The sequence below is a fragment of the Streptomyces sp. NPDC007164 genome (genome assembly GCF_040634135.1).
GTDB classification, from domain to species: domain Bacteria; phylum Actinomycetota; class Actinomycetes; order Streptomycetales; family Streptomycetaceae; genus Streptomyces; species Streptomyces sanglieri.
In genome coordinates, this window is record NZ_JBEYFB010000063.1 from 1 (window position 1) to 22,151 (window position 22,151).

Annotated in this window: 17 protein-coding genes and 5 pseudogenes; 8 read left to right on the forward strand and 14 right to left on the reverse strand. The window is 68.6% G+C overall.

Translation table 11 applies throughout. The features are described from left to right. The first annotated feature begins 239 nt into the window (after positions 1–239). A complete protein-coding gene (locus tag ABZ622_RS37500; RefSeq protein ID WP_360551141.1) occupies positions 240–1,319 on the forward strand; it encodes a hypothetical protein in 1,080 nt (359 codons plus the stop codon). 46 nt (positions 1,320–1,365) lie between these two features. Here ABZ622_RS37500 and ABZ622_RS37505 read toward each other — a convergent pair whose 3' ends face one another. Both ABZ622_RS37505 and ABZ622_RS37510 read right to left on the reverse strand, forming a co-directional pair. Next, complete coding sequence (locus tag ABZ622_RS37505) at positions 1,366–2,208, reverse strand: IS5 family transposase (RefSeq protein WP_360551143.1); 843 nt, start codon at positions 2,206–2,208, stop codon at positions 1,366–1,368. Between the two features lie 162 nt (positions 2,209–2,370). Beyond that, a complete protein-coding gene (locus ABZ622_RS37510) occupies positions 2,371–2,904 on the reverse strand; it encodes a hypothetical protein (protein ID WP_360551145.1) in 534 nt (177 codons plus the stop codon). Positions 2,905–3,016: 112 nt separating this feature from the next. Between ABZ622_RS37510 and ABZ622_RS37515 the strand changes: the two genes are divergently transcribed. Further along, a complete protein-coding gene (locus ABZ622_RS37515) occupies positions 3,017–3,787 on the forward strand; it encodes a transposase (protein ID WP_360551147.1) in 771 nt (256 codons plus the stop codon). A 26-nt stretch (positions 3,788–3,813) separates the two neighbouring features. On the opposite strand, the gene ABZ622_RS37520 is transcribed toward ABZ622_RS37515, so the two are convergent. The 4 genes from ABZ622_RS37520 to ABZ622_RS37535 all read right to left on the reverse strand — a co-directional run bounded on the left by ABZ622_RS37520 (position 3,814) and on the right by ABZ622_RS37535 (position 9,183). Continuing rightward, positions 3,814–4,410 carry an Imm21 family immunity protein gene (locus ABZ622_RS37520; protein WP_360551149.1) on the reverse strand — a complete coding sequence of 199 codons (597 nt, stop codon included), beginning with the start codon at positions 4,408–4,410 and terminating at the stop codon, positions 3,814–3,816. A 101-nt stretch (positions 4,411–4,511) separates the two neighbouring features. Then, complete coding sequence (locus ABZ622_RS37525) at positions 4,512–7,277, reverse strand: hypothetical protein (protein ID WP_360551151.1); 2,766 nt, start codon at positions 7,275–7,277, stop codon at positions 4,512–4,514. A 31-nt stretch (positions 7,278–7,308) separates the two neighbouring features. Beyond that, the gene (locus ABZ622_RS37530; protein ID WP_360551153.1) at positions 7,309–7,500 is read right to left on the reverse strand and encodes a hypothetical protein; all 192 of its coding nucleotides are present in this window, start codon (positions 7,498–7,500) and stop codon (positions 7,309–7,311) included. A 288-nt stretch (positions 7,501–7,788) separates the two neighbouring features. Next, a complete protein-coding gene (locus ABZ622_RS37535; RefSeq protein WP_360551155.1) occupies positions 7,789–9,183 on the reverse strand; it encodes a transposase in 1,395 nt (464 codons plus the stop codon). A 526-nt stretch (positions 9,184–9,709) separates the two neighbouring features. On the opposite strand from ABZ622_RS37535, the gene ABZ622_RS37540 reads away from it, so the two are divergent. Together ABZ622_RS37540 and ABZ622_RS37545 are read left to right on the forward strand one after the other, a co-directional pair. Further along, complete coding sequence (locus ABZ622_RS37540) at positions 9,710–10,090, forward strand: hypothetical protein (protein WP_360551157.1); 381 nt, start codon at positions 9,710–9,712, stop codon at positions 10,088–10,090. A 181-nt stretch (positions 10,091–10,271) separates the two neighbouring features. Then, positions 10,272–10,886, forward strand: a complete 615-nt coding sequence (locus ABZ622_RS37545; protein WP_356484112.1) for a gamma carbonic anhydrase family protein — start codon at positions 10,272–10,274, stop codon at positions 10,884–10,886. 75 nt (positions 10,887–10,961) lie between these two features. On the opposite strand, the gene ABZ622_RS37550 is transcribed toward ABZ622_RS37545, so the two are convergent. The 3 genes and pseudogenes from ABZ622_RS37550 to ABZ622_RS37560 form a co-directional block, all read right to left on the reverse strand. Continuing rightward, on the reverse strand, positions 10,962–11,132 hold the full coding sequence (locus tag ABZ622_RS37550; RefSeq protein ID WP_360551191.1) for a hypothetical protein: 171 nt from the start codon (positions 11,130–11,132) through the stop codon (positions 10,962–10,964). A 3-nt stretch (positions 11,133–11,135) separates the two neighbouring features. Beyond that, positions 11,136–11,846, reverse strand: a pseudogene (locus ABZ622_RS37555) (transposase); the annotation flags it as partial. Between the two features lie 346 nt (positions 11,847–12,192). Next, a pseudogene (locus ABZ622_RS37560) lies at positions 12,193–12,369 on the reverse strand (DUF6444 domain-containing protein); the annotation flags it as partial. A 233-nt stretch (positions 12,370–12,602) separates the two neighbouring features. Between ABZ622_RS37560 and ABZ622_RS37565 the strand changes: the two are divergent. Then, a pseudogene (locus ABZ622_RS37565) lies at positions 12,603–12,818 on the forward strand (recombinase family protein); the annotation flags it as partial. Positions 12,819–12,870: 52 nt separating this feature from the next. Here the strand turns inward: ABZ622_RS37565 and ABZ622_RS37570 are convergent. Both ABZ622_RS37570 and ABZ622_RS37575 read right to left on the reverse strand, forming a co-directional pair. Further along, positions 12,871–15,042, reverse strand: a complete 2,172-nt coding sequence (locus tag ABZ622_RS37570; protein ID WP_360551189.1) for a WD40 repeat domain-containing protein — start codon at positions 15,040–15,042, stop codon at positions 12,871–12,873. A gap of 63 nt (positions 15,043–15,105) precedes the next feature. Next, a pseudogene (locus tag ABZ622_RS37575) lies at positions 15,106–15,312 on the reverse strand (hypothetical protein); the annotation flags it as partial. Between the two features lie 357 nt (positions 15,313–15,669). Between ABZ622_RS37575 and ABZ622_RS37580 the strand changes: the two are divergent. Then, the gene (locus ABZ622_RS37580; RefSeq protein ID WP_360551159.1) at positions 15,670–16,011 is read left to right on the forward strand and encodes a hypothetical protein; all 342 of its coding nucleotides are present in this window, start codon (positions 15,670–15,672) and stop codon (positions 16,009–16,011) included. A 210-nt stretch (positions 16,012–16,221) separates the two neighbouring features. On the opposite strand, the gene ABZ622_RS37585 is transcribed toward ABZ622_RS37580, so the two are convergent. From ABZ622_RS37585 to ABZ622_RS37595, 3 genes and pseudogenes are all read right to left on the reverse strand, one after another. Then, entirely contained in the window at positions 16,222–19,434 is a 3,213-nt protein-coding gene (locus ABZ622_RS37585; RefSeq protein ID WP_360551161.1) for a Tn3 family transposase, read from the reverse strand. A gap of 124 nt (positions 19,435–19,558) precedes the next feature. After that, positions 19,559–19,660, reverse strand: a pseudogene (locus ABZ622_RS37590) (DNA-binding response regulator); the annotation flags it as partial. A 110-nt stretch (positions 19,661–19,770) separates the two neighbouring features. Beyond that, a complete protein-coding gene (locus ABZ622_RS37595; protein ID WP_360551163.1) occupies positions 19,771–20,226 on the reverse strand; it encodes a cyclic nucleotide-binding domain-containing protein in 456 nt (151 codons plus the stop codon). Positions 20,227–20,638: 412 nt separating this feature from the next. Between ABZ622_RS37595 and ABZ622_RS37600 the strand changes: the two genes are divergently transcribed. Together ABZ622_RS37600 and ABZ622_RS37605 are read left to right on the forward strand one after the other, a co-directional pair. After that, positions 20,639–21,136, forward strand: a complete 498-nt coding sequence (locus tag ABZ622_RS37600) for a hypothetical protein (RefSeq protein WP_360551165.1) — start codon at positions 20,639–20,641, stop codon at positions 21,134–21,136. A 32-nt stretch (positions 21,137–21,168) separates the two neighbouring features. Next, positions 21,169–22,050: a universal stress protein gene (locus ABZ622_RS37605; RefSeq protein WP_360551167.1), complete on the forward strand. Its 882-nt coding sequence runs from the start codon at positions 21,169–21,171 to the stop codon at positions 22,048–22,050. Positions 22,051–22,151: the final 101 nt, after the last annotated feature.

Consider the following 22,151-nt stretch of genomic DNA (forward strand, 5'->3'; position numbering starts at 1 on the left):
CGCCCAACGCCTCGACGCGGGCGGCACGTTCTTGCAGACTGTCCATCACGGCCTTTGGTTGATCAATGTGTCTCTTGGCGGAAACACATGATCAAGCAAAGGCCGCTCCGCTGTCCGGCGAACAGCAAAACCCGTGGCCAGCCCGCCCAACTAACCAAAGGCAAAGGTTTAAATACAAGATAAGAACCCGCGCGAATTGGTGAGGCGGTGGCGGACTGCGGGTCTGGGGCGGGTCTTGTTTGCTGAGGCTGCTGGAGGGTTCGTCAGTAACGTTGCGTAATTGGCTACGCAATCGCGTGGTGGGCTGGTTGGATGCGGGCATGTCCGGTGATCTAAACGTTGACGGGGTTGAGGCCGTGCTTGCGGGCGCGGTTGGGCGGTTGGCGGATCCGGGGTTTCTGGTGAATGCCAACCCGGAGGAGGTGCTGGGGCTGGTGGATGCGGCTTCGGGGCCTGCTGGGCGGCTGGCGGGGGCGGTGTACCGGGCGTCGGCGCACCTGCACCGTGATGCTGGCGCGGGGGTACGGAGGCAGTTGCTGGCGTTGGATGCCGCCCGGTACGGGGATCGGGGACTGGCGGCGCGGATCACCGCCGTACTGGTGGAGGGCGAACCCGCCGCGCCGTGGGGGGTGGAGTGGGCGACTGGCAGCATGGTCGATCGCAGCCTCTGGCAGACCCTCGCCGGTCACACCAGCTCGGTGGTTGGAGTAGCGATGGGGGTGGTGGACGGCTGCCCGGTCGCCGTTATTGGCAGCCGTGACGGATCGGTGCAGGTGTGGGACTTGACCACCCGCCAGCAGTTCTGCGAACCCCTGCAAGACCACGTCCGCAGCACGGTGGATGCGGTGGCGACGGGGGTGATGGACGGCCGCCCGGTCGCCGTCTCCAGCGGCCAGGACAGGAGGGTGCGGGTGTGGGACCTGCCCACCGGCAAGCCGGTGGGCGAACCCCTGACCGGTCACACCGACGGGGTGTATGGGGTGGCGACGGGGGTGGTGGAGGGCCGCCTGTTCGCCGTCACCGGCAGCATGGATGAGACGGTGCGGGTGTGGGACCTGACCACCGGCAAGCCGGTCGGTGGGCCCCTGACCGGTCACACCGGCTGGGTGTATGGGGTGGCGACGGGGGTGGTGGAGGGCCGTCCGGTCGCCGTCACCGGCAGCGGGGACGGGACGGTGCGGGTGTGGGATCTGGCCACCGGCCGGCCGGTCGGACCGGAGTTGGTGTTCCCCGCGGAGGTGTTCGCGGTGGCTGTCACTTCGGATGGCCGGCTGGTGGTGGGGTTCGGCCATGAGGTGGCGGTGCTGGCCCGCTGCTGACCAGGTATCGCGCGGTGCACCCCGGGGTGTGTCCCACACAGTGTTCTCATGAGCGGCGGTGCGGGCGTTCGTCCCAGCGGTGGGTTGTCCATGCCCGGCGGATCAGGCTGCGGACGGTGATGATGGTGTCGGCGAGATCGAAGAACGCGTTGATCACGGTGGTCCGGCGCTCGTAGCAGCGGGCGAGGCGCTGGAAGGCGTTCTGCCAGGCGTGGGTACGCTCCACGTGCCACCTCTGACCTGCCTGGATCGGCGCCTTCTCGCCTTTGTGAGCGATTCGGCCGTGCAGGCCGCGTTCGGCGAGCAGGGCGCGGGTCTTGTCGGAGTCGTAGCCGGCGTCCAGGTGCACGGTGATGTCGTCGGGCAGGGGTCCGAGGTCGTCCAGCAGGTCCAGGGTCGGGGCGAGCAGCGGGGAGTCGTGGCGATTGGCTCCGGCCAGGACGCGGCCCAGTGGAATGCCGTAACCGTCCGTCATGCCAGAACGTTTCAGGCCCTGTTTGCCGCGGTCGACCGGCGAATGCCCGGCTGCTTCGCCGCCTCCGGGAGCCTTGGTGATGGCGCCGTCGACGGCGATCCGGTCCAGGACGAGGCCGACGATCCGGGCATAGGACTCCAGCGCGATCCGCTTGAACTCGGCGAAAACGCCCAGTCGTATCCACTCATCGCGGCGGCTGCGGATCGTGGTGGCCGAGCACGTCGTATCCGCTATCGCCTCGTAAGAACAGCCGAAACGCAGCAGTTGCAGCACCTTGTCGAAGACGACCCGGTCGCTGATACGCCTGCGGTGGCAGGCGAGTGGATGGTCCGGGTGATACTCCGGCCGCACAGGCAACAGGGCGGCGAACTGATCCCAGAGCGGTTCAGTGAGCCACGACGGCAGAACGGGCACAGGTCTCCTCGGTAATCACAGAGCATCGCAACTCCATGATCACCGGGCCTGTGCCCGTTCCTACTGCCAGTGTCCCCAACCGCGCCTATCCGCGTGACCACCAACTCGTAAGGCTTGTCCCGCAAAGCGGCCCTCCGTGGAGTAACCGTGGGTGACTGGCCGTCAACAGTGAATGCGGAGGCGGACGATCATGACGTCGAGTGCCAACTCGTCCAGGTAGGTGTTGGCGAAGTCCGGGAAACCCGTCCCGGACTGGGGAGCGACCTGAACGTAGATCCATGCCCTGTCCAGGGTGAGCAGGTGATCCGTAGGGACTGCCCACTCGGGCTGCCTCTGGCGGTACGGAGTCTGGCTGGCGTGATGAGGGTCGAGTCTTGCGGCCAACTGTGCCGCGCGGGTGCGCATGCCCTTGAAGTCGAGCAGGCCACGCGGTCCTCCGTCGCACCGTCTCGGTGTCCAGTGACGGGGAGCTCCAGAGGCGTCACGCGGCGCTCGGACGAGCCGAGGATCGGCTTCGTGACCGGGAAGCACATCGAACTCCTCACCCGGTCGACCAAGCCACCACTGATCCCATTCGCCTTGGTAGGGCTCGTGGTCACCATTCATACTGAAGGGGGCCATGGCCGCCTCGATCGCGGCTTGCAGGTCCTGGTGGGCGTCTGGCGGCAGGCAGACTGTGAGCAGCTCGTTTGCCATATTGTCTACCTCCTCCGCTCAGCGGTACTGCATGCTGGCACGAGAAGTGACACTCTGGCGCCCCAGTTTTCCCACCTGCGCCTCGAGTGGCGCCCGATGCCATGATCTTGGCATGTCTGGTGTGATCACGGCGTCGGAGCCATCCTGGATAGCCCCGTTCACTGGTGTGGCTCCGCGCCACTTCAACCGGGTGGTGCGTGCGCTGCGGCGCGAAGGCGCCGATATCCCTCGGCGGGGCCGGCCGTGGAGGATTCCATTGGAGGACCGCGTACTTCTGGTGGCTGCGTACTGGCGTACCAACCTGACGCTGCGGCAGCTCGCTCCGCTCTTCGGTGTCTCGAAGTCCGCGGCCGGCCGCATCGTCAGGCAGGTCGGGCCTCTTCTCGCGTTCCGGCCCCGGAAGCGGTTTCGCAAGGACGCTGTACTCATCGTGGACGGCACTCTGGTTCCCACCCGCGACCACGCGGTGGCGGAGCGATCCAAGAACTACCGGTACTCGACGAATCACCAGGTGGTCGTCGATGCCGACACCCGAATGGTGGTCGTGGTCGGCCGGCCGTTGCCGGGCAACCGCAACGACTGCAAGGCATGGGAGCTATCCGGGGCGAAGGCCGCCGTCGGGAAGACTGCAGTGATCGCCGACGGGGGCTATCGCGGTACCGGGCTCGTCATCCCGCACCGTCGAGACCCTGGACAGAGCGAACTTCCTGCCTGGAAAGAAGAACACAACACCTCCCACCGCATGGTCCGTGCTCGGGTCGAGCATGCCTTTGCCCGGATGAAGACTTGGAAGATCTTGCGCGCCTGCCGCCTCAAAGGCGATGGCGTGCACCACGCGATGTTGGGCGTCGCTCATCTGCACAATCTTGCACGCCGCGGCTGACCGCACCCGACCGAAGCACTGCCCGATCAGGATTCACACGCCAGGAGCTGGACCAAGCCGAACCAGTTCTCCCCGTCCACCCAGGTCTGCGTGGCGCGGACCCTCCAGCGGCCGCCGGGCAGCGGGACCGATGCCTGGGCGGGCATCCCACCGCCGGAATACTCGACGCCCAAGTCGGCACCAGCTTCGGCGGAGTCCATGAGCACTGCCGGGCCGTCTGAGACCCAGGTGCCGCACTCCTTCCACACCGTGGCCGGGTCGACGAGGGCTACATCTGCCGCGGCACTCAGCCCAGCCTCGGAGTCGGCGGCGAGCCATCGCAGGAACGCTCGGTGCTCGGGCATGTAGCAGCTGATCGCTGGCTCGTCCGCCAGCACCAGCGCCTGCGCACCGTGCTCGTCGACAGGGATCACGCCGGCCAGGTCGTCCACCGCGCAGGCCCGGTCGTAGTCGTCCGGAGCGGTGACATCTCCCGCCATAAGACCACTCTCCGCCGTGCCCCCGCCCCAGGAAGCCAAGGCGGAGACGGGGACGACGATCAGAGGGCCGCCCATCGACTCCACCCAGCCAGGGGAGGGACGGGAGACATCGGCATCGTCGGCGGTGGAGGGAATGGCGATCATGCGGCCAGTGTGCCCTCTCCCACTGACATCGCCACCACACTCAGGCAGCAGTTACGGGACAGCCCTAGCCTAGGACTTCGAGACCGAGTTCTGCAGCCGCGTCAGCTGCGCAACGCGCTGCCGAAGCGTTCATGGAGTGCGCAGGCGGCTCTGTCTCCGAACTGGTTGTCTCGAAGGTCGAGCCATTCGATTCCGGTCAGGTGCGGTGATTCCGCCAGCACCAGCGCGCCAACATTGCCGATCTGGTTGTAGCTGAGATTGAGCGACCGCAGGGTGGCCAGCGCTGGGGTGCGGGCCAGGGCGACCGCTCCGTCGTCGCCGAGGCGGTTGTCGTAAAGGTCGAGGTAGCGCAACCGCCGGAATGGTGCCGCAGCCAGGCCTGCCGCGCCTTCCGGGCCGAGGCAGCCCCAGGACACGGTCAGTTCCTCGAGGGAGTTGGTGAAGGCGGACCTGGCGAAGGCATGGCCCATGCCGGCCCACGGCCTCGGCTTGTTGAGATATCCGCCGGACAGTCTGAGTGTCCGCAGGGCTCCGAGCTGCCGCCCCCGCACCAGCGCGGCCATCGCAGCGCCGATACCGCTGCTGTCGGTCGTCATGGTGAGCCGTTGGAGTCTGGCTACCGCCGGGGAGTTGACCAGCGCGGTGATGCCTTCCGGGGTGAAGGCGTCACCCGTGAGGTCGAGTTCGGTGAAGCGGTTGGGCAGCGTGCTCAGCCGGGTCAGCACCTCGTCGCCGAGCGGATTGCCGCCGAGTTTGAGGAAGGTCAGGTTCGGCAGCGCCGTCAAAACCGACGCCACGCCGTTGTCCAGGTCGTAACTGCTGCGCCCGAGGTTGAGGAACTCCAGGTGTGGCGCGAAGACGGCGTCCCGCAGCGGCATAAGCCCGGCGGTGGTCCAGTTCTGTTCGTCGTAGCGGGAGGCGGACACGTCCAGTTCGCGTAGACGCGGGTAGCTGCGGCTGGTGAGGAGCGCGGCGAGGTCCTCGTCACTGAGGTAAGTGTCCCGCAGCGAAAGGCTTTCCAGCTGCCGCAGGTACGGGGACCGGGCCAGCTGCGCCGGGGTGTCGTCGAAGAGGTAGGTGTCGTAGACGCGCAGGCTGCGGTACCGGCCGAGGGCGGGGAGCAGCGAGATCTCGGCGAGATGGTCGTTCGCGAACTGGAGGACGAGACAGTCGTCCTCCGGTGCGGCGCGGAACAGCGCGTCGTGGTGATGCAGGAAGGTCTCCGCCCCCACATCGGTGACCGTGCGCACGAATCCGCGCTCCGGGCGGCCGATGAGGGCGTCGCGCACCTCGGCGGGCAGGGTGGCCAGGTAAGCCGCCATGGCGGCGTCCTTGTCGTCGGCCGCGTCGCCGCCGCACTGGGCGGTGATCAGCCGGGCGTGCTCGGGGTGGGAGGCGGCCACCAGCTTCGCGTAGGCCAGCCGGGGGGTGTTGTCGGCGGGGCGTTCTCGGATGGTGAGCAGCAGACGGGTGGCGGCCTGGTCGGCGTGGTCCGGTCCGGGGGTGACCGCGTCGGCCTCGGTGTCGCGCCCGAGAGCCCGGAGCAGGACCGCCCTGGTCCGGTGCCAGTCGGCGTCGTCGCCGAGGAGGAGGGCCGCGTCGATGACGTCCAGGGCGGTGTGGGGGTGTCCGTGGTGGAAGAGGTCCCGGGCGAGCCGGGCCAGGGTCGGGCCCGCGGGCTCCCCCCACCGCAGGGCGTGGATCACCTCGGCCAGTGACGACTGCGGGGTGAGCGGCGAGGCCGGTACGCCGTCGTACTTGTACCCGGCGTCGGCCGCGACGGCGGGCCAGGGGCACTCGTCTTCGACGAGCGGGGTGAGTGCGTCGATGCCCTCCCGGGCGGCGAGCCGAATCCAGGCCAGATGTGCGGCAGCGCCGTCCGGGTCGTCGGCGTCGGCGTCGGCCAGCACGGCCCACAGTCTCGCGGCACTGCACGGTGACTCGCCAGCGGCCGGTGAGGCCAGCAGGGCTGCGTCGGTCCAGCGGCGGCCGAGCCGGATCTCCCGCAGGAGTGCGCCGCTTGCGTCACGGATCTGCCACAGGCCGACCTCGACACCGTCCTCGACGGGGCCGGAGCGGGTGACTCCGCAGCCGTCCGCCTCCTCGGCTGTGCGGTGCCAGGTCCTGTACCGCTCGGCCCCGTGGCCGACGGCCGAGTCGTAGACGGATTCGCGGCGCAGCAGTCCGTCCGCGTCGTGGTAGCGCCAGACACCGTGCATGGGGAGAATGCCGTCACGGCGCACCCGTCGACCCTCCCACCACAGGACGCCGCTGCGGTAGCGGCGCCGATCGGTCCCGTCGAGCAGTCGCTCGGTGCAGAGGGTTCCGTCGGGCCACCATTTCCGGATCTCGATGATCTTGTCGCCGTCCTCACCGCGCCGCCGTAGGAACAGCCACGGGAGTTCGGCGCCCGGCAGGTGCCGCGCCGTCGGCGCCACGCCGTCCGGACGCTGCGGTACCGGCCTGCCGGTGCGGTGATCCACCTCGACCCCGGAGTCATCGAGAGCGCGCGTACCGATCAGGTCGCCGTCCTCGTAGACGTACTCGTAGACGCGCACGGATGCCTCGGTGTCCCTCCACGGGGCACCGGAGCCGTTGGCCGGACGGTGCAAGTGCCGCACACCGTCGATACGGCCGTCCGCGTACCGGCACTCCTGCGACAGCTCACCGCCTGGGTGGTCGTAGCGCCGGGAGATGCCGTGCGGCCGGCCGGCGGCATGCTCCGACTCACAGATGAACCTTCCGTCCGCGTCCCAATAGCGGACCACGCCCACGAGACGTCCGTGCTCATCCCTGCTGCCGAGAACCCACTCGCGGTCCTCCTTCGACCACCACGCCTCGGGCGGCCGGGGATCGGTGCGCCGCACGGTCATACCTTGTGTCCCCCGTCCAACTGCTTCACCATGCACGCCCCAGCAGATCGCCCTCGTCGTAGGGGAGCCCCAGAGCGCGGACCGCGGCGGGGAAGTCCCAGTCGGTGACCCGTTCCCGGACGTCGACCCAGCCGAACGCGTTGCCGCGCTCGAAGTCGACGAGGATGCCGCTGGCGTACGACGCGGCGCGCAGAGCAGTCGTTGTGGCCGAATTCAAGGTGCCTGGGCAGCGGATGCCACCCATTGCCAGTACCTCGCCCCCCGGTGGCGCCGTTGCCGCACTCGATCTTCCACGCGGCGATGCCATGGACGGATTCTTCGGTACTCACGTGAGCGGCTGCCGATCAAGGAGAGGTATCAGAAAGTATTGCGGGGATCAGTATGAGTTGCAGCAATGCCATCAGCATCGGTAGAACCACGCAGTCCGATACGGGTGGCGCGTGCCGGCCGCAGGGCCGTGACGTGTGCCCCTGCCGTTGGGGCAAGGGGGAGCTGGCACTCGTTCTCACACGGGCGTGGTGGGAAACAGTGCTCCGGGGGCCAGGTCCAGTTTGGTGGCGATGACGTCCTTGGGCGGGGTGAGGTCCAGGTGCCAGTCGCCGAAACGGCGTATCGTGCGGGTGATCAGCGGGCTGACGGTGGCCAGATCGTCGGGGTCCACGAGATGGCCCTCGGCGGCGAGGGCGTTGGCGGCGTCGGTGATGTCCAGTGCGGTGGAGTAGATCGCGCAGTTGGCAATCAGCTCGTTGAACTTCACGACGCGCTCCTGGTAGTCCGGGTCGTTGTGGCCGATCAGCCGTCCGCCGATCATGAGATGTGCGGCGAAGCCGTGAAACGCTTCCGTGCGGTTGGTGATCGCGGTGATCTGGTCGCGGAGCTCGGGTTCGGACAGGTATCGAAGGAGCGTTACGGTCCTGACGACCCTGCCCAGTTCGCGCAGAGCCTTGTAGATCCGGTTGCGTTTGGAGTGGTTGCCCAGGCGGCGCAGCAGCGTGACCGAGGACAGCCGGCCCTCGCGGATCGAGATCCCGGTGCGCAGCAGGTCCTTCCAGTGGCGATCGATGAGGGGCCAGTCGATGACGTTGTCGTCGAAGAGGGAGTCGATGTGCTTGTACCGCACCTTGGCGTGAGGCCGGTAGAAGTTCAGATCGTGCCAGTTGCGTATGCGGGGAAGGAGATCGAATCCGAGGAGGGCGGCCAGGCCGAACACCGGCAGCGAAGCCCCTTGGGTGTCGGCGTGGATGGTGTCGGGCTGGATGTCGGAGACGTTGGACAGCAGCGAGTCCAGCAGATACACCGCCTCCCACACCCCGCACGGGATGAAGTGGGAGAACAGCGCGATGTAGTTGTCGGACACCAGCCGGAACGCAAGAGCCCCGAACCCGCCGTATCTGACGTGGGACTCGGCCCGCAGGCTGTCTTCCCAGGTGTCGATCTGTGAGCCGTCGGTGGCCGCGGTCGACCCGTCGCCCCACACCGCGGCGACATCCAGCTTCGTGAAGGCGTTGACCACGTCCGCCGACGCCTTGCAGATCTTGTCGGGGGTGGCGTGCTTGTTCCCGGCCGTGTAGATCTCGTGGGCGCTGACCCCGCGCATGTGCCGGGCGACCTCGGCCGGTCCGAGGTTCCCGCCGTAGGCGAACGCGGTCACCACGTACCGGCCCAGGGTGTCGCGGATCTTCGGATCGGAACCGGAGGCCGGGCCGAAATGCCGCGGCCAGCCGGTCAGGTGGGCGGTGCGGGCCAGGATGTCCAGCAGCGCGCGGTCGGGCAGCCGGTCCAGCACCGCGGCCTCCAGCGCGATCGCCGCCGGCCGCCGATCGGCGCCCTTGCGCCGCGCCAGCCAGCACCGGCCGTCCGCCCTCCAGGCGCGGGTCGGTGTTGGCCGGATAGCCCGCATCGACCTCCGTGGCCTTCCTCCTCAGCAGTGCCCGGTAGTGCGCCGCCAGCGCCTTCGCGCCGGTCGGGATACCGGCCTGGGTACAGAACTCTGCGACCTTGTCCTCGCACTCCTCCCAGCTCATCAATTGGGCGTGCAGGTTGGCGTAGGAGTCCGAGCCGACCACCGCGATGTCCCCAGACCGCAGTTCGGCGGCCAGATGGGAGAGCACGCACACCTCCAGGTGCCTGCGGGCCGGCATCCCCGGACGCCGCCGGTCACGCAGCGTGCGCCTCCACAAAGACCCTGCGAAAGCGTCGACCTCGACCCTCACCACTACGTCCTTGCCGTCGCGCTTGACGGTGACGCTCTCCTCGATCCACTCCGCGCGCCGGTCCAGATCCCGGTTGGCCTTGACGAACGCCAGCGCGTCCAGCACCGACCGCTCCGCAGACGTCGCCTCCAGCTCGATCGCATCCACCAGCGTGAACAGCACCGGCCGGTGCGACTTGTAGTACTGCTCGCACAACGGCAGATAGTTGTTGCCGTGGTGCGCGGCCACCGCCTCGTGCGACGCACTCAGCGCCGCGAGGCCCCCGCCGGCCGTCAGCGCCGACAGGACCATCTCCCCAGTCCGCGCAGCCGCGGACCTCCCGCCTTCGGCTACGGGTTCAACCGCGTCGTCGAGGATGCCACTGCCGGTCGCATCGATCGTCGCGGTGCCGGTGTCATTCTCGTCGCCGGGCACGCTCGCCGTGGCGGCCAATTCGGCAGCCTCGCGCACCGCGGCCAGGACATCACCGAACACCTCCAGCAGCCTCTCGGACTCCGCGCGATGCTCCTCGCGCAGGGCCTCCAGCCGGGCCCGGCCCTTCTTGTGGATGACCGCCATGCGCTTGCAGAACATCTCGGTCCGCTGTGGGTGTGAACGACTCGACCAACTCCCGCGCCGTGACGGTCCCACGAAACCTCGGGGTGACTGGATAGCTGGTCGCGGATCTCCTCAGCTGGCACGGGCTGCGACAGCATCACGGGTTGAGGCCAATGGCCCGGCGTGTTCTGCGGTCTTGCCTGGTGGAACGGCGCGCGGCGACCCCCAGGAATGCGGCATGATCGCGCCCATGCTGATTGAGCACGAGGGTTGTTCGCCGACGATCCACGCCACCGCCTACGTTGCGCCGACGGCGACGCTCAGCGGAGACGTCCGGGTGGGGCCGGGTTGCCGGGTGCTGTTCGGTGCGGTGCTCACCGCTGAGGGCGGCCCGGTGGAGCTGGGCGAGGGCAGCATCGTGATGGAGAACGCTGTCCTGCGCGGCAGCCGCCGCGATCCTCTTCGTCTGGGTCGACAGGTCCTGGTCGGGCCCACCTCCTACCTGACCGGCTGCCAGGTGGAGGACGAGGTGTTCCTGGCCACCGGCAGCCGCGTGTTCAACGGGGCCAGGATCGGAACACGCTCTGAGGTTCGCATCAACGGCCTGGTGCACTTGCGCACTGTGCTTCCCGCCGACTCCGTGGTGCCCATCGGCTGGGTAGCTGTAGGCGATCCCCTTCGCATCCTTCCGGCTGAGGACCACGAGGGCATCTGGGCAGCTCAGAAGGAACTGGACTTCCCCGGCTACGTCTTCGGCCTGGACCGCCCGGCCAGAGGCGAAAGCCTGATGCCGGGGATCTCAGAACGATTCGGCCGCGCGCTGGGCCGGCACAACAACGACCGTCAGATCTAACGCCACTGGTTGCAGGCTGAACTACCTGAGTCACCCGAGCATGCGTGACCTCCGGTCGGCGGGACCGGTTGAGGATCAGACGGTGGCGGGCATCCAGGGTCTGTCGCCCATGGCCCGCTCCAGGACGTCGAGCATGTTCTGGCCGTGCCGGTCGGCGGTGGCCAGGTAGGTGCGGATGGCTGCGAAGTCCTGGGCCCCGAGCAGGGTCCGCAGGCTTCCGGACACCTTGATCCGCAGCTTCGCCATCCTGATCGTCTGCTCGGCCGGGTTGTTGTCGAAGGGCAGCCGCAGGTCGTGGACCCAGCGCAGGTAGTCGTCCCAGCGGCTGTGCAGCCGCTTGAACAGCGCGTTGTGTTTGCACCCGGTCTTCGAGGAGCGTGCGGTGGTGGCCTTGATCCCGTCGCGGACCGCCGTCCGCAGTGCCTTCAGCTCCCCGGCCTTGAGCTTGTCCGCGATCGCCTCGGCGACCGTGGTGCGGGCCGCGTCGGCGGCCTTCTTCAGTGCCAGCAGCGCGTCGATGGCCCGGTAGGCCGCGCAGCGGGCCTGCTCGGACCCGCATTCGGTGACCGCGACCAGTTCGCGCAGGGCATGCGCTGAACACAGAGCGTGGGTGGCCTGGGTGTAGGTGTCGTACGGAGCTCAGGCGTCATGCATGGCCACCCCGCGGAACGCGGGCAGGATCCCGACGTCATCGGTCGCCTGGGTCCCGCGCCGCCGGTGCACGCTCAGGTGCACGAACATCCCGGTGGAGGCGGAGTGCAGCCAGTGCAGCCGGGCGGCCGTGCGGAACCCGGTCTCGTCGAAGAACGCCAGCGGCGCCCGCGCTACCTGCTCGGCGACCACGCGGCCGAACGTGTCCAGGGTCCTGGCGCACCGGCTCACCCAGCCCGCCACGGTGGCCGCCGCGACCGGGGCGCCGAACAGATCGGCCAGCGCGCGGGCGGTGCGGTCCTTGGACAGGAACTGCCCGTATCAGGTACACCCCGACCGCGGCCAGCCGTGGCCCGTACTGCACCGGGGCGGCGACCTGGGCCGGAGCCGCGGCCCGGGCCTTGTTCCCGCAGGCGCACCGGACCGAGAGCAGTTGGTGCTCGGTGACCTGGAGCCGTATCTGTTCGGGCAGGTCGAAGACCTGGCGACGCTCCACCCCAACCACAGGTGCGTCCGAGAGGTCGGTCCCGCAGCCGGTGCACGGGCCGGGCCGGTGGGTGAAGGTCTCATCCGGAATCTCGACCTGGCGCAACGTGGCACCCGGCTGCCCCTTGGGGCGGCCCGGGCCACGCCCGGACTTCCCGCGCAGCGACTTCGGGGCGGGTTTGGCCAGGCCGTCCGAGGACGGGGGCTTCGAGGAGTTCGTGGAGTTCTGGGCCAGCTGGGCTTCCAGGTCCGCGATCCGGGCCCGCGCCTGGGCCAACCCGCTCCGCAACTCGACGACCAGCGCAGCGAGTTCCTCGTAGCTGGGAAACGGCGCGGCCTGGGACATGAGACCAATGATCACGAAACCGGGCGTCGAGATCAACTCGACTGCCGGTGACCAGCTATCCAGTCACACCTCGGGTAGGCAGTGCGGTCGATCGATGTCAACACACACCTCGAAGATCACAGGGGGCCAGAACGACAGAATCCTAACGATCCCTATCAAGGCGCCCCACGCTAGCCTCCACCAGCAACGGGACCAGGCCGTGGCACGTTTCGCTCGTATTCCGGCCCCACCCCATCTTCACCGTGTACGAGATGAAGCGCCTCGGCCGCGACGCTGCCGAACTCACCGCGTTCGCCGACCACCTCACCGCCCACGGCCTGGTCTTGGAGATGCTCGCCGGGCCCCTGCCGGGCATCTACGACCCCACCGGTCCGGGCAAGCTGCTGTTCGCGTTCTTCGCCGCGATGGCGGAGACCGAGCGAGAGAACATCCGGGAGTCCACACTCGAAGTACAGAGAGCTACTTGTCACTTCGCCGTAGCTTCGGGAGAACAGGGCCTTGTCAGGATGTCCTCGACAGCACCGCGACCTCACAACCGAACCCAACCACGAAGCGCCCGCCTGGTGCCGCGGCGAGTGAGTGCACAGGGAAAGGGAGCAGGTGTTCGGAACCGGCCGGGCACCCTGCGGTGAGATCGCGGAACCGCACGGTGTGGTCATCGGCGAAGGCCGCGACGAGCCGTCCATCGGCCATCGCGGAGACCGCCAGCGAATTGCCGGAGCCTGACTCGACGGCCTGGGCATTGCCGATCTGCTGCCCCGTGGACAGGTTCCACAGGCGTACCGTCCAATCCCGGCCCTTGCTGATCGCGATGGGAGCTCCGCCCAAGGTGGCAGTGGCCACGGCGGTCACCCAGTCGGTGTGGCCGATCAGGGGTTCACCGAGCTGTCGGCCAGTGGGAAGGTCCCACAGTCGCACCGTCTTGTCCCAGCTGCCTGTCACCATCACGGGCCGTCCGCCGAGAACCGCGGTGGCGACGGTGGTAACACGGCTGGAGTGACCAGTGAGAGGTGCGACCAGGGGCTGTCCGGTGGTGAGGTCCCAGACGCGCACGACGCGGTCACTGCCTGCGGTGAGGGCGACGGGCAGGCCGTCCAGGGCAGTCGAGGCGATGGCCAGGACTCTGCCGTGGCCGCTGGGAAACGGGCGGTGGACCGGTCGGCCGGTGGCGAGCTCCAGGATGTGCAGGGTGGCGTCGGGAGCGGCCGTGACGACGACCGCGTGTCCGCCCACCACCGCCGTCGTCATGGCGGACACCTCTGCGCTCAGGGAGTCGGAGGCCCGCGAGCCGGTGGTCAGGTCCCAGGTGCGCACGGTGTGGTCGGCGCCTGCGGTAACGACCACGGGGACGCCGTCAACGACCGCAGTGGCGACCGCCAGGACTGATTCGGTGTGTCCGGCACGCAGTCGGCCGCCGTCCCCTCGGGCAGCGGTGAGGTCCCAGGTGCGCACTGTGTGGTCCTCCCCTGCGGTGACGGCGACGCAACGTCCGTCCACAACGGTGGTGGCGACGTCCCACACCTGGCCGGTGTGCCCGGTGAGGGGCTCACCCTCCTGTTCGCCGGTGGCGAGATCCCAGACGCGTACGGTGCGGTCGCGGGAGGTCGTGACCGCCAGGGTTCGCGTCCCGACCGGAGCGCTGTCGATGGCCCACACCCGATCGGTGTGACCGGTCAGCGCACTGCCCGCAGGTGACAGGCTGCGCGCGTGCCGCACCGTGATGGTGCCGTCCGATTCGGCGATGAGGGAGACGGGCAGGTCTTCCAGCACCAGGCTCCGGGAAGCGACCCCTGCCCCGATTCCCCGGCGCAGCTCGGTGGCGAGCAGGCCGTTCGTTCGGGCGGAGACCAGGGTCCACAGACCAGCCCGGTTTTCCGGGTCGGCATTGATCAGCCCTTTCCCCTCAGCGGCTTCCAAAGGGATGCTGCGGATGCTCCGCGTACCGTCAGGGCCTATGGGGCTCGTCGGCAGGTTCCAGAAGCGCAGTGTCTGGTCCGCGCTCACGACGAGCGCCACACTGCGTTCTTCCAGGATCAGGGTCTCGGACGGGCCGTCGGGAAAAGCAATGGGAGCCAGGTCTCCGACCACTTGCGGTGCCTCCTCGTAGCGGAAGCTGAGGACCACGACCCGCCCGCCGACAACCGTCAGGGCTGACAATTCGGCATCGCACTCGGCATCCGCCAGCAACTCCTGCGGGTCGGCTGCCAGAAGCACGTGGCGGTCCAGATCCCACACACGGGGTGCCTGGCCCTCCTCACCGGTTACGGCGAAGTGCCGCCCTTCGAGTGTCCAGGGTCCCTCGGCCAGCAGGCACTCGCCGACCTCGCGGCCGGTGGCCAGGTCCCACACCTGCGCTGGATGGTCCGGTGGAGAGGTGACAACGACCTTGCGTCCATCCAGCTCCCCTATGCCCACCATCCAGGGGAACACGCCCAGTCGGCTGCCGGTGGCCTGGTCCCACACACCCAGGGTCCGGTCCGCCCCGATGGCCAGCACCACGTGCCTACCGTCCATATCCCACCGCGCCAACCCCAGGACCAGTTCGCCCGCAGAACGTCCCGTCTCCAGATCCCACAGCCTCGCGGTCCCGTCCTCGTGGCACGTGAGGACCAGGGGTTGCCCGTCGACCACCACCGTGGCCACGGCCACCAACTCGGGCGACAACAACGACATGGGGTCGGGAGGAGCTGCCGTCAGCGTATGCAGCCGTTCCCCCGTCGCCAGGTCCCAGATACACATCGTCGCGTCACGGCTCGCCGAGACGACAAACGGACGCCCGTCGACAACCGCCGTCGCCACCGCGACCACGGGGGCGTCGTGACCCTTGAAGCAGCGCAGCAGCCGAGGGTCCGACCCGGAACCGCACGTCCAGTCCGCCCGCCAAGAAGCCAGCCCCTGCGAGCCAGTCACATCCCGGGACACGTGATCAGATCTTTCCACCATGGCCCCAAAGTTATGGGGCCGCACTGACAACGACCGTCGGAGTGCGCGGGATAGTCAGCCGCGCAGGTTCGCCGGGACCAGCGGTGCCCTCCCCCCGTAGCTCAGTCATCCGGAGGTCGCTTGGCGCCTTGCGGCAACGAGCCCTGTGACCGCGGCCAACACGCCATGTGTGCTGGGGACTTGTTCTGTGCGACATCCCGTGAGTTCCCCTGAGCCCCGCCGAGTCCCTGCCCCCGCGGCCAGGGGGTTGTTCCTCCTTCGTGTGCTCTGTGGTCTCGTGACGTAACTTCGGATTCTTGAAGCGTTCTCACCGTGTCCGACCGATCCGCAGTCGGGCCGAAGGCGAGGAGGCTCGGGTTGGCGGCGCTGGCAGTCGTACGGGACCTGCGCGAGCACTGGGCGCCCGCGTCGGCAGAGGAACTGGAGCGGTTCGAGACCGACGCGCTGTCCGGGTTCGTCCTTGCGCGGGCCTCGGCTGGCCTGGCGGACGGCACGATCCGTGGGGACGTCGGGCACCTGGACCAGATCAGGACCTGGTTCGGCCGGCCTCTGTTGTGGCGCTTCTTCCGCCGGCCGTACCCGTGGTGGGCCTGGGCCTTCCTGATCGCTCCGGCGATCGTGGCGGGGCTCGCGAAGGCCACCTACTGGTCGTGGCGCCTCTGGGACTATGCCCAGCAGGCCACCGGCCCCTGGTGCTGACACGCCAGGTAGCCGATGGCTGCCAGTAAGAACGGCGGGGCCCCTGTCCAGATTGGCCGTCTGTGGGGGCCTTCGTCGTGCACGGGGCTCTTCGAGCCCGTCCCTAACTCTGGCACGGCCTAGGCCATGGACGCCACCGAGGGTCTCCCCGTCACCCCTCTCCTTCGTCGTCCCCGGCGGCGTCCGGGTCCCGTAAGGGGGCGCCCGGCATCAGGCGGCCTGGCCGTAGCCGTCGGGCGCGGGCGGGGCGTCGCCGCGCAGTGGGCTGAAGTCGACGTCGAGGTGAGGGGCGTACGCCTCGGGTACAAGGCCGAGTTCGTGGGTGGAGTATTCGCCGAAGCGGCGAATGTGCTCGGTCAGGTATGGCGAGATGTGGGCCAGGTCCTCGGGGTCGACGGCATGGCCCTCCTCCTGGAGCCGGCGCACGATCTCGGCGATGTCCAGGGCGTTGTGGAAGATCACCGCGTTCGTGAGCAGCGCGTTGAACTTCGCGGTCTTCTCCTGCTCGACGGGGTCGTTGTCGGCGATGACGCCGCCGTTGCCGAAGCCGATCCACTGGGAGAAGCCGTTGAACGCCTCGACCTTGTTGGTGGCGGCGGTCACCCGCCGGCGCAGCGGGGCGTCGGAGAGGTAGCGCAGCAGCTGGACGGTGCGGATGACGCGGCCGACCTCGCGGAAGGCGGTGTAGGTGGCGTTCTTGCGTGAGCCGGAGCGCAGGCGCCGCAGCAGCAGTGTGGAGGAGATCGTGCCCTCGCGCACGGAGACGGCCACGCGCATCAGGTGCCGGAACTGGGACTCGATCAGGTCGAAGTCGATTGAGTTGCGGCCACTCTCGCCGAACAGGGCGTCGATGTGCACGTACTCGGTCCGCTTCGTGGGCCGGTAGAAGGTCAGGTCCTTCCAGTTCCTGATCCTGGGCATCAGGTCGAAGCCCAGGAGGTGGGCGAGTGCGAAGACAGGGAACGACTGGCCCTGCGTATCGGCGTGCACCGTGGTCGGCTTCACCTCGGACGTGTTCTTCAGCAGGCCCTCGATGATGTAGACGGCCTCCCACACCCCGCACGGGATGAAGTGCGTGAACAGCGCGATGTAGGTGTCGGAGATGTGGTGGTAGGCGATGCCGCCCGGCTTGCCGTAGCGCACGGAGGTCTCGGACAGCAGGTTGTTGAGGTAGGTGTCCATGTGGGTGCCGTCCGCCGCGACCGTAGAGCCGTCGCCCCACGCCTGTGTGATGTCGAGGCGGGCGTGCGCGTTGACCAGGTCGGCGATCGCCTCGTTCAGCGTCTGGATGGAGAAGTGCCGGTTCGCGGCCAGCGACAGCTCGTGCCCGCTCACGCCCGGGATGTGCCGGGCGGCCTCGTAGGGGCCCATGTTCGTGCCCTTCACGAACGTCGTGATCACGTAGCGGCCGAAGGGGTCCTTCAGCTTCGGCTCGTTGCCGGAGGCCGGCCCGAAGCGGCGCCACCAGTCCACCCAGTACGCCGTGCGGGAGATGATCCCGAGCAGGGAGCGCTCCGGCATCCGCGCCTTGATCTCCTGCTCCAGCGCCTTCGCCGAGGGCCGCTGCCCCTCGGAGCGGTGGGCCTTGAACGAGGGAACGCCGGTCTCGGGGTCGATGACCAGGCCCTCGTTGTCCGGGTACCCGGCATCCGCCGCCGCGGCGGCCTCGGTGAACTTGTCCTCCAGCTGCCGCCGGAAGGACACGCCGTCGTACGGCGCTGCCTCGCCGGGCTCGGCGAGGCCGACCTCCACAAGGTAGTCGTCGAGCTTGCCCTCGATGTCCTCCCACGAAAGCAGCTGCTCGGACCAGTCGGCGTACTCCTCCGAGCCGGCCACAGCGACGTCTCCGGTGCGCAGTTCCTCGGCGAGCGCGGTGAACACCATGGCCTCGAAGTGCTTGCGCACGAAGGCGCCGGGCCGGTTCTTGTCCCGCACGGCCTTCTGCCAGTTCAGCGTGGCGAACGAGATGTCGACCGGACGGCCGTCCTCGTGCCGCTCGGGGATGAAGTCGCGCAGGTTCTTGTGGTGGCGGGCGTGCGCGAGCGCGTCCAGGACGCGGTTGTCCTCGGAGGTCGCCCGCAGCTGAAGGCGGCTGGTCAGGTCGTACATCGTGGAGCGGTCCTTGAGCAGGTGCCCGTACAGCAGCACCTCCCAGAAGTTGCCGTGATGGGCGGAGACCTTCTCGATCCGCTCGTACTGCCCCTCGAACCCGCCGAAGCCGTCCACCGCCGCAGCCGGCGCTCCCAGGGCACCGGCCTGCACGCGCAGGGCCTTCGCCATCGAGTGCAGCGCGGGCGCGAGCCCGCCACCGAGCCGGGCCGCGACCATGTCCGGTGCGGCGTCCTGGTCGAGTTCCCCGACCGCCGCCAGGACCTCGGCGGTCAACGTCGCCGCCGTCTCCCGCGCGGCCTGGACAGGGCTGTCGGCGTCGATGTGCCGGAGCACCGTGCGGTAATTCCCGATCAGCGACTCCACGAGGGCCTGCCGCTGCTCCCGGATCTCCTCCAGCTGCGCCTTGGCCCGCTTGACCTGCAACGCGATCCGCTTGCAGAACATCGTCGTCAGGTCGTCCCTGGCCCGCATCCGTGCCTTGTGCACCAGGCACACCAGCAGCGCGAGTCGCTTCACCAGGCCGTAGTCCCGCAGCCCCGGCGCGTCCGCGGCGTCCGCCTCACCGGCGAAGTCCGCGATCTTCCCCGAGGCGACACCGGCCAGCCACACCCCGGTCTCACCCAGCTCGTCCACCCACCCCAGGTGCTCGGCCTGGGCGCGGAAGTGCGACCACGTCGGCGCCTTCGCCGACTGCTTCAGCCGGTTGAACTTCGTGGTGCCGGAAGCGTCCTTCTCCGACAGCAGCGCCAGCAGCCGATCCCGGTCGGCCTCGCCGAGCCGGTCGTAGACGCCCGTGCAGATCGAGGCGTTCACCTCGGTACGGACCTTCGCCGCGAGCGCGTCCAGCGTCGTGAAGCCCGGCAGCTCCAGCCCGGCCTCCACGACCTTCTCCAACGCGATGTTGATGAGATCGGCCGGGCGGTTCTTCGCCGCGGCCTCGCTCCGCATCACCGCCTCGGCGATCTTCCGGGCCTCCGCCTTGTCGTACGTCAGGCCCGTACGCCGGCGTACGGCGGTCCGCTGCCGCTCCGCCGTACGGTTCGCGGCCTTCGCCACCGTGCCCTCCGGCAGATCGACCGCGCGGCGCACGAAGTCGACCACGGTCTCCGGGATCTCCTCCAGCTTCGGAAAGCACCCCATCCGCTGGTACGACTTCAGCGTGAGCAGCTGGGCCAGGAGGTGCTCGTCGCAGTCGGTGCGGGCTGCTGCCCACTCGACCTCGTCACGGCTCGGCGCGAAGAACAGATGCAGCTCATGCGCGGTGATCAGCCGCTTGAACCGCGGATACGCGGTCCTCTCGAATGAGGTCATAACCCACCCCGCCCCAGACGAAATCCAACATCACCACCAACGACACTGGGCCGTACGGGTGACGGGGTAAGACGCTCAGCAGCTCAAGATCATCTCGTGGCGGGTTTCTGGCGTATCTGGGTCATGCCCCGAGCAGATCCTGCACGCCGCGCCGGACCACCTCATGGTCGTCCAGCAGGAACACACGGATCGGATTCTGCGCCGAGAACCCCGTGTTGTCGCTCATGGTGGCCCTCCTCGGCTCCAAGGGGTGCGCAGTCCCACCTCGCCATCGTCCGCTCGTACAGGCGGACCGCGCCAGGGTCGAACGGTCCCGTTCTCCGGTCCGGTCAGGCCTCAGGGGGCCTCTGCCCGGGGGCCGTACAACTGCAGCAGCCGTTTCCGTGTTCCGTACAGGCGCTCCGCCACGGTCTCCGCGACGAACTTGTACACCGCCCGGCCCAGCACCGCATCGGCCTCGCACAGTGAGCGGACGGCGGCGGCGTCGAATTCCACGGCGTGACCCGCCTGGATCACATGCGCCCCCAGGTGCCAGACGTGCGGGGTGAACAGCCAGGACCAGCCCAGCAGATCGTCCCGTCCCAATGTCTCGACGACCGCCGCACGACGGCCGGGCACATGCAGGTCGACCTCTACCTGTCCGGAGCGAATGACCCAGAAGCGGTCCGCCTTTCTGCCTTCCTCGAAGAGCCGTGCGTCGAGAACCAGCGGTACTTCGCAGGCCGCTTCGTCGAGCAAGCGGGCCCGGCTCTCGGGCGGGACCGCGTCGAGGAGACTCCTGGCCGTTGACATGGAGCCTCCGTTCCTGGCCGACGGCGTGTACCGCCCGCCCGTTACGAACGATATGCGTGCTTGCGGAGGGACGCTCGGCCAGTCGGTGCGAACGGTCATCATCCACTGAGTGCTCCTCACCCACTCCATCGTGAGTTGCCCGGGGCGCCTGACGCTTGGGCCGACCGGCCTGGTACCGCACCCCCGCTCAGCCCATGCCGCAGGCCGCACGGGGCGTACAGGATGATGACACCCGCTCCTGCCCGTGCTTCGCGTTGCGCTACGGGCAAGGGGCGGCGCAGCAGCAGGCGAGTGAGGCCGGATCATGACTGGAGAAGTGTCCCCTGGAGCCGGGCGAGGACCCCGGGGGTCCAGCACGCAGAGGCTGCCGGTCCGTGTCTCGGACCGGATCCAGCGCTGGGGCAGAGTCCTCATGGTTGTGGTCTTCCTGCTGGCGGCACCCTTGGCATCGGCCGCTACGGGCCGTGCGGTGCGCGATGCCGAGATCCGTCGTGCTGCCGCCCTCTCCGATACGACGAGAGTCGAAGCCCGGCTCGTTTCCGACTCCGGCGGCCCCGCAGTGGATGTCAGAGCACAGTCGTTGGTGCGCGCCCCTGTCCGCTGGACACAGCCCGACGGCCATGTGCGCACGGCGGTGGTCAGTGTCTGGGCGGGCAGCCCGGCCGGTTCCATGGTCCCGATCTGGACCACTCCTCAAGGTGCGGCCACCAGCAGGGGACCCGCGACACCGGGCGAGGCCGTTGCATCCGCGTGGATGACGGCAACAGTGACTTTCGCGCTGGCGACGGGACTGTTCACCGCAGTGTGGAAGGTCTTCACGAAGCTGGTGGACACCATCAGGTACCGGGGGTGGGAGAAGGAATGGGACGAGGTGGAAGCCGAACTGTCCGAACAGTTCCGAAATCGCTAGCGGATCGGCACACGCAACTCCGAGGAGAGACCATGGACAGCACTCGCTCGAGCGTGACCATGATGGGACCAGTCGTGGTCGGCACCGATGGCTCCGACCATGCGACGCGGGCGGTGCGGTGGGCTGTGGGCGAGGCGGCTGCTCGCGGTCGGCCGCTGCGGATCGTGTACGCAACCGGGACGGGCCACGGCGGACCGTACCTCTCCCAGGAGGACGGTCGGCAGATCTACGGCTTTGCGGAAGGCGTGCTGGATGAGGCTGTCGCACTCGCACGCCGACTTGATCCCGCCGTCTCTGTGACGACGGCCGTGTGCGAGAACGAGCCGGCAGCGTGCCTGCTCGGCGAAGCCGGTTCCGATGCCACGATCGTCGTGGGCTCCCGTGGACGCGGTGGATTCACGTCCTTGCTGGTTGGTTCGGACTCGCTCCGGGTGGCCGCGCGCTCCCCGTCCCGGTCGTCGTCGTGCCGAGCGGTGACGACCGGGAACCCGCAGGTGTCGTGCTGGCCGCGGCACGGGACGAGCGTGATGAGGAAGCACTGCGTGTCGCCGCCGCTCTGGCCGCGCGGGAAGGTGCCTTCGCTGCGGGTGCTCAGCGCATGGGTCTTCTTTGAGAACGTCGGCAGCATGGCGACGATGTTCGATGGTGTGGACCGGCTTGCCGCGGATCAGGCGACAGCGACTGCCCGGCTCGTCGCGCCCGTGCGTGAGGAGTTCCCGGAGCTCACGGTGAGCGAACACGTCGTTCGTGCCGGGTCCGTCTCCGAAGTGCTGGTGGCGGCGACCGCCGGCGCCGACGTGATCGTCATCGGATCCCGCCGGCGTTCGCACTCCATTGGCTCTCCGCTGGGTCATGTGACGCATGCGGTCCTGCACCACGCGCACTGTCCGGTCGTCCTCGTACCCCATCCTTGATTGCTTGAAGAACCTTTTCCGGACGCCTGGCCCACGATCCGGCAGAACGCCAGAACGAGACCGCTGGGGATGGGCAGGGAGCGGCTGCTCACACGGTGTGT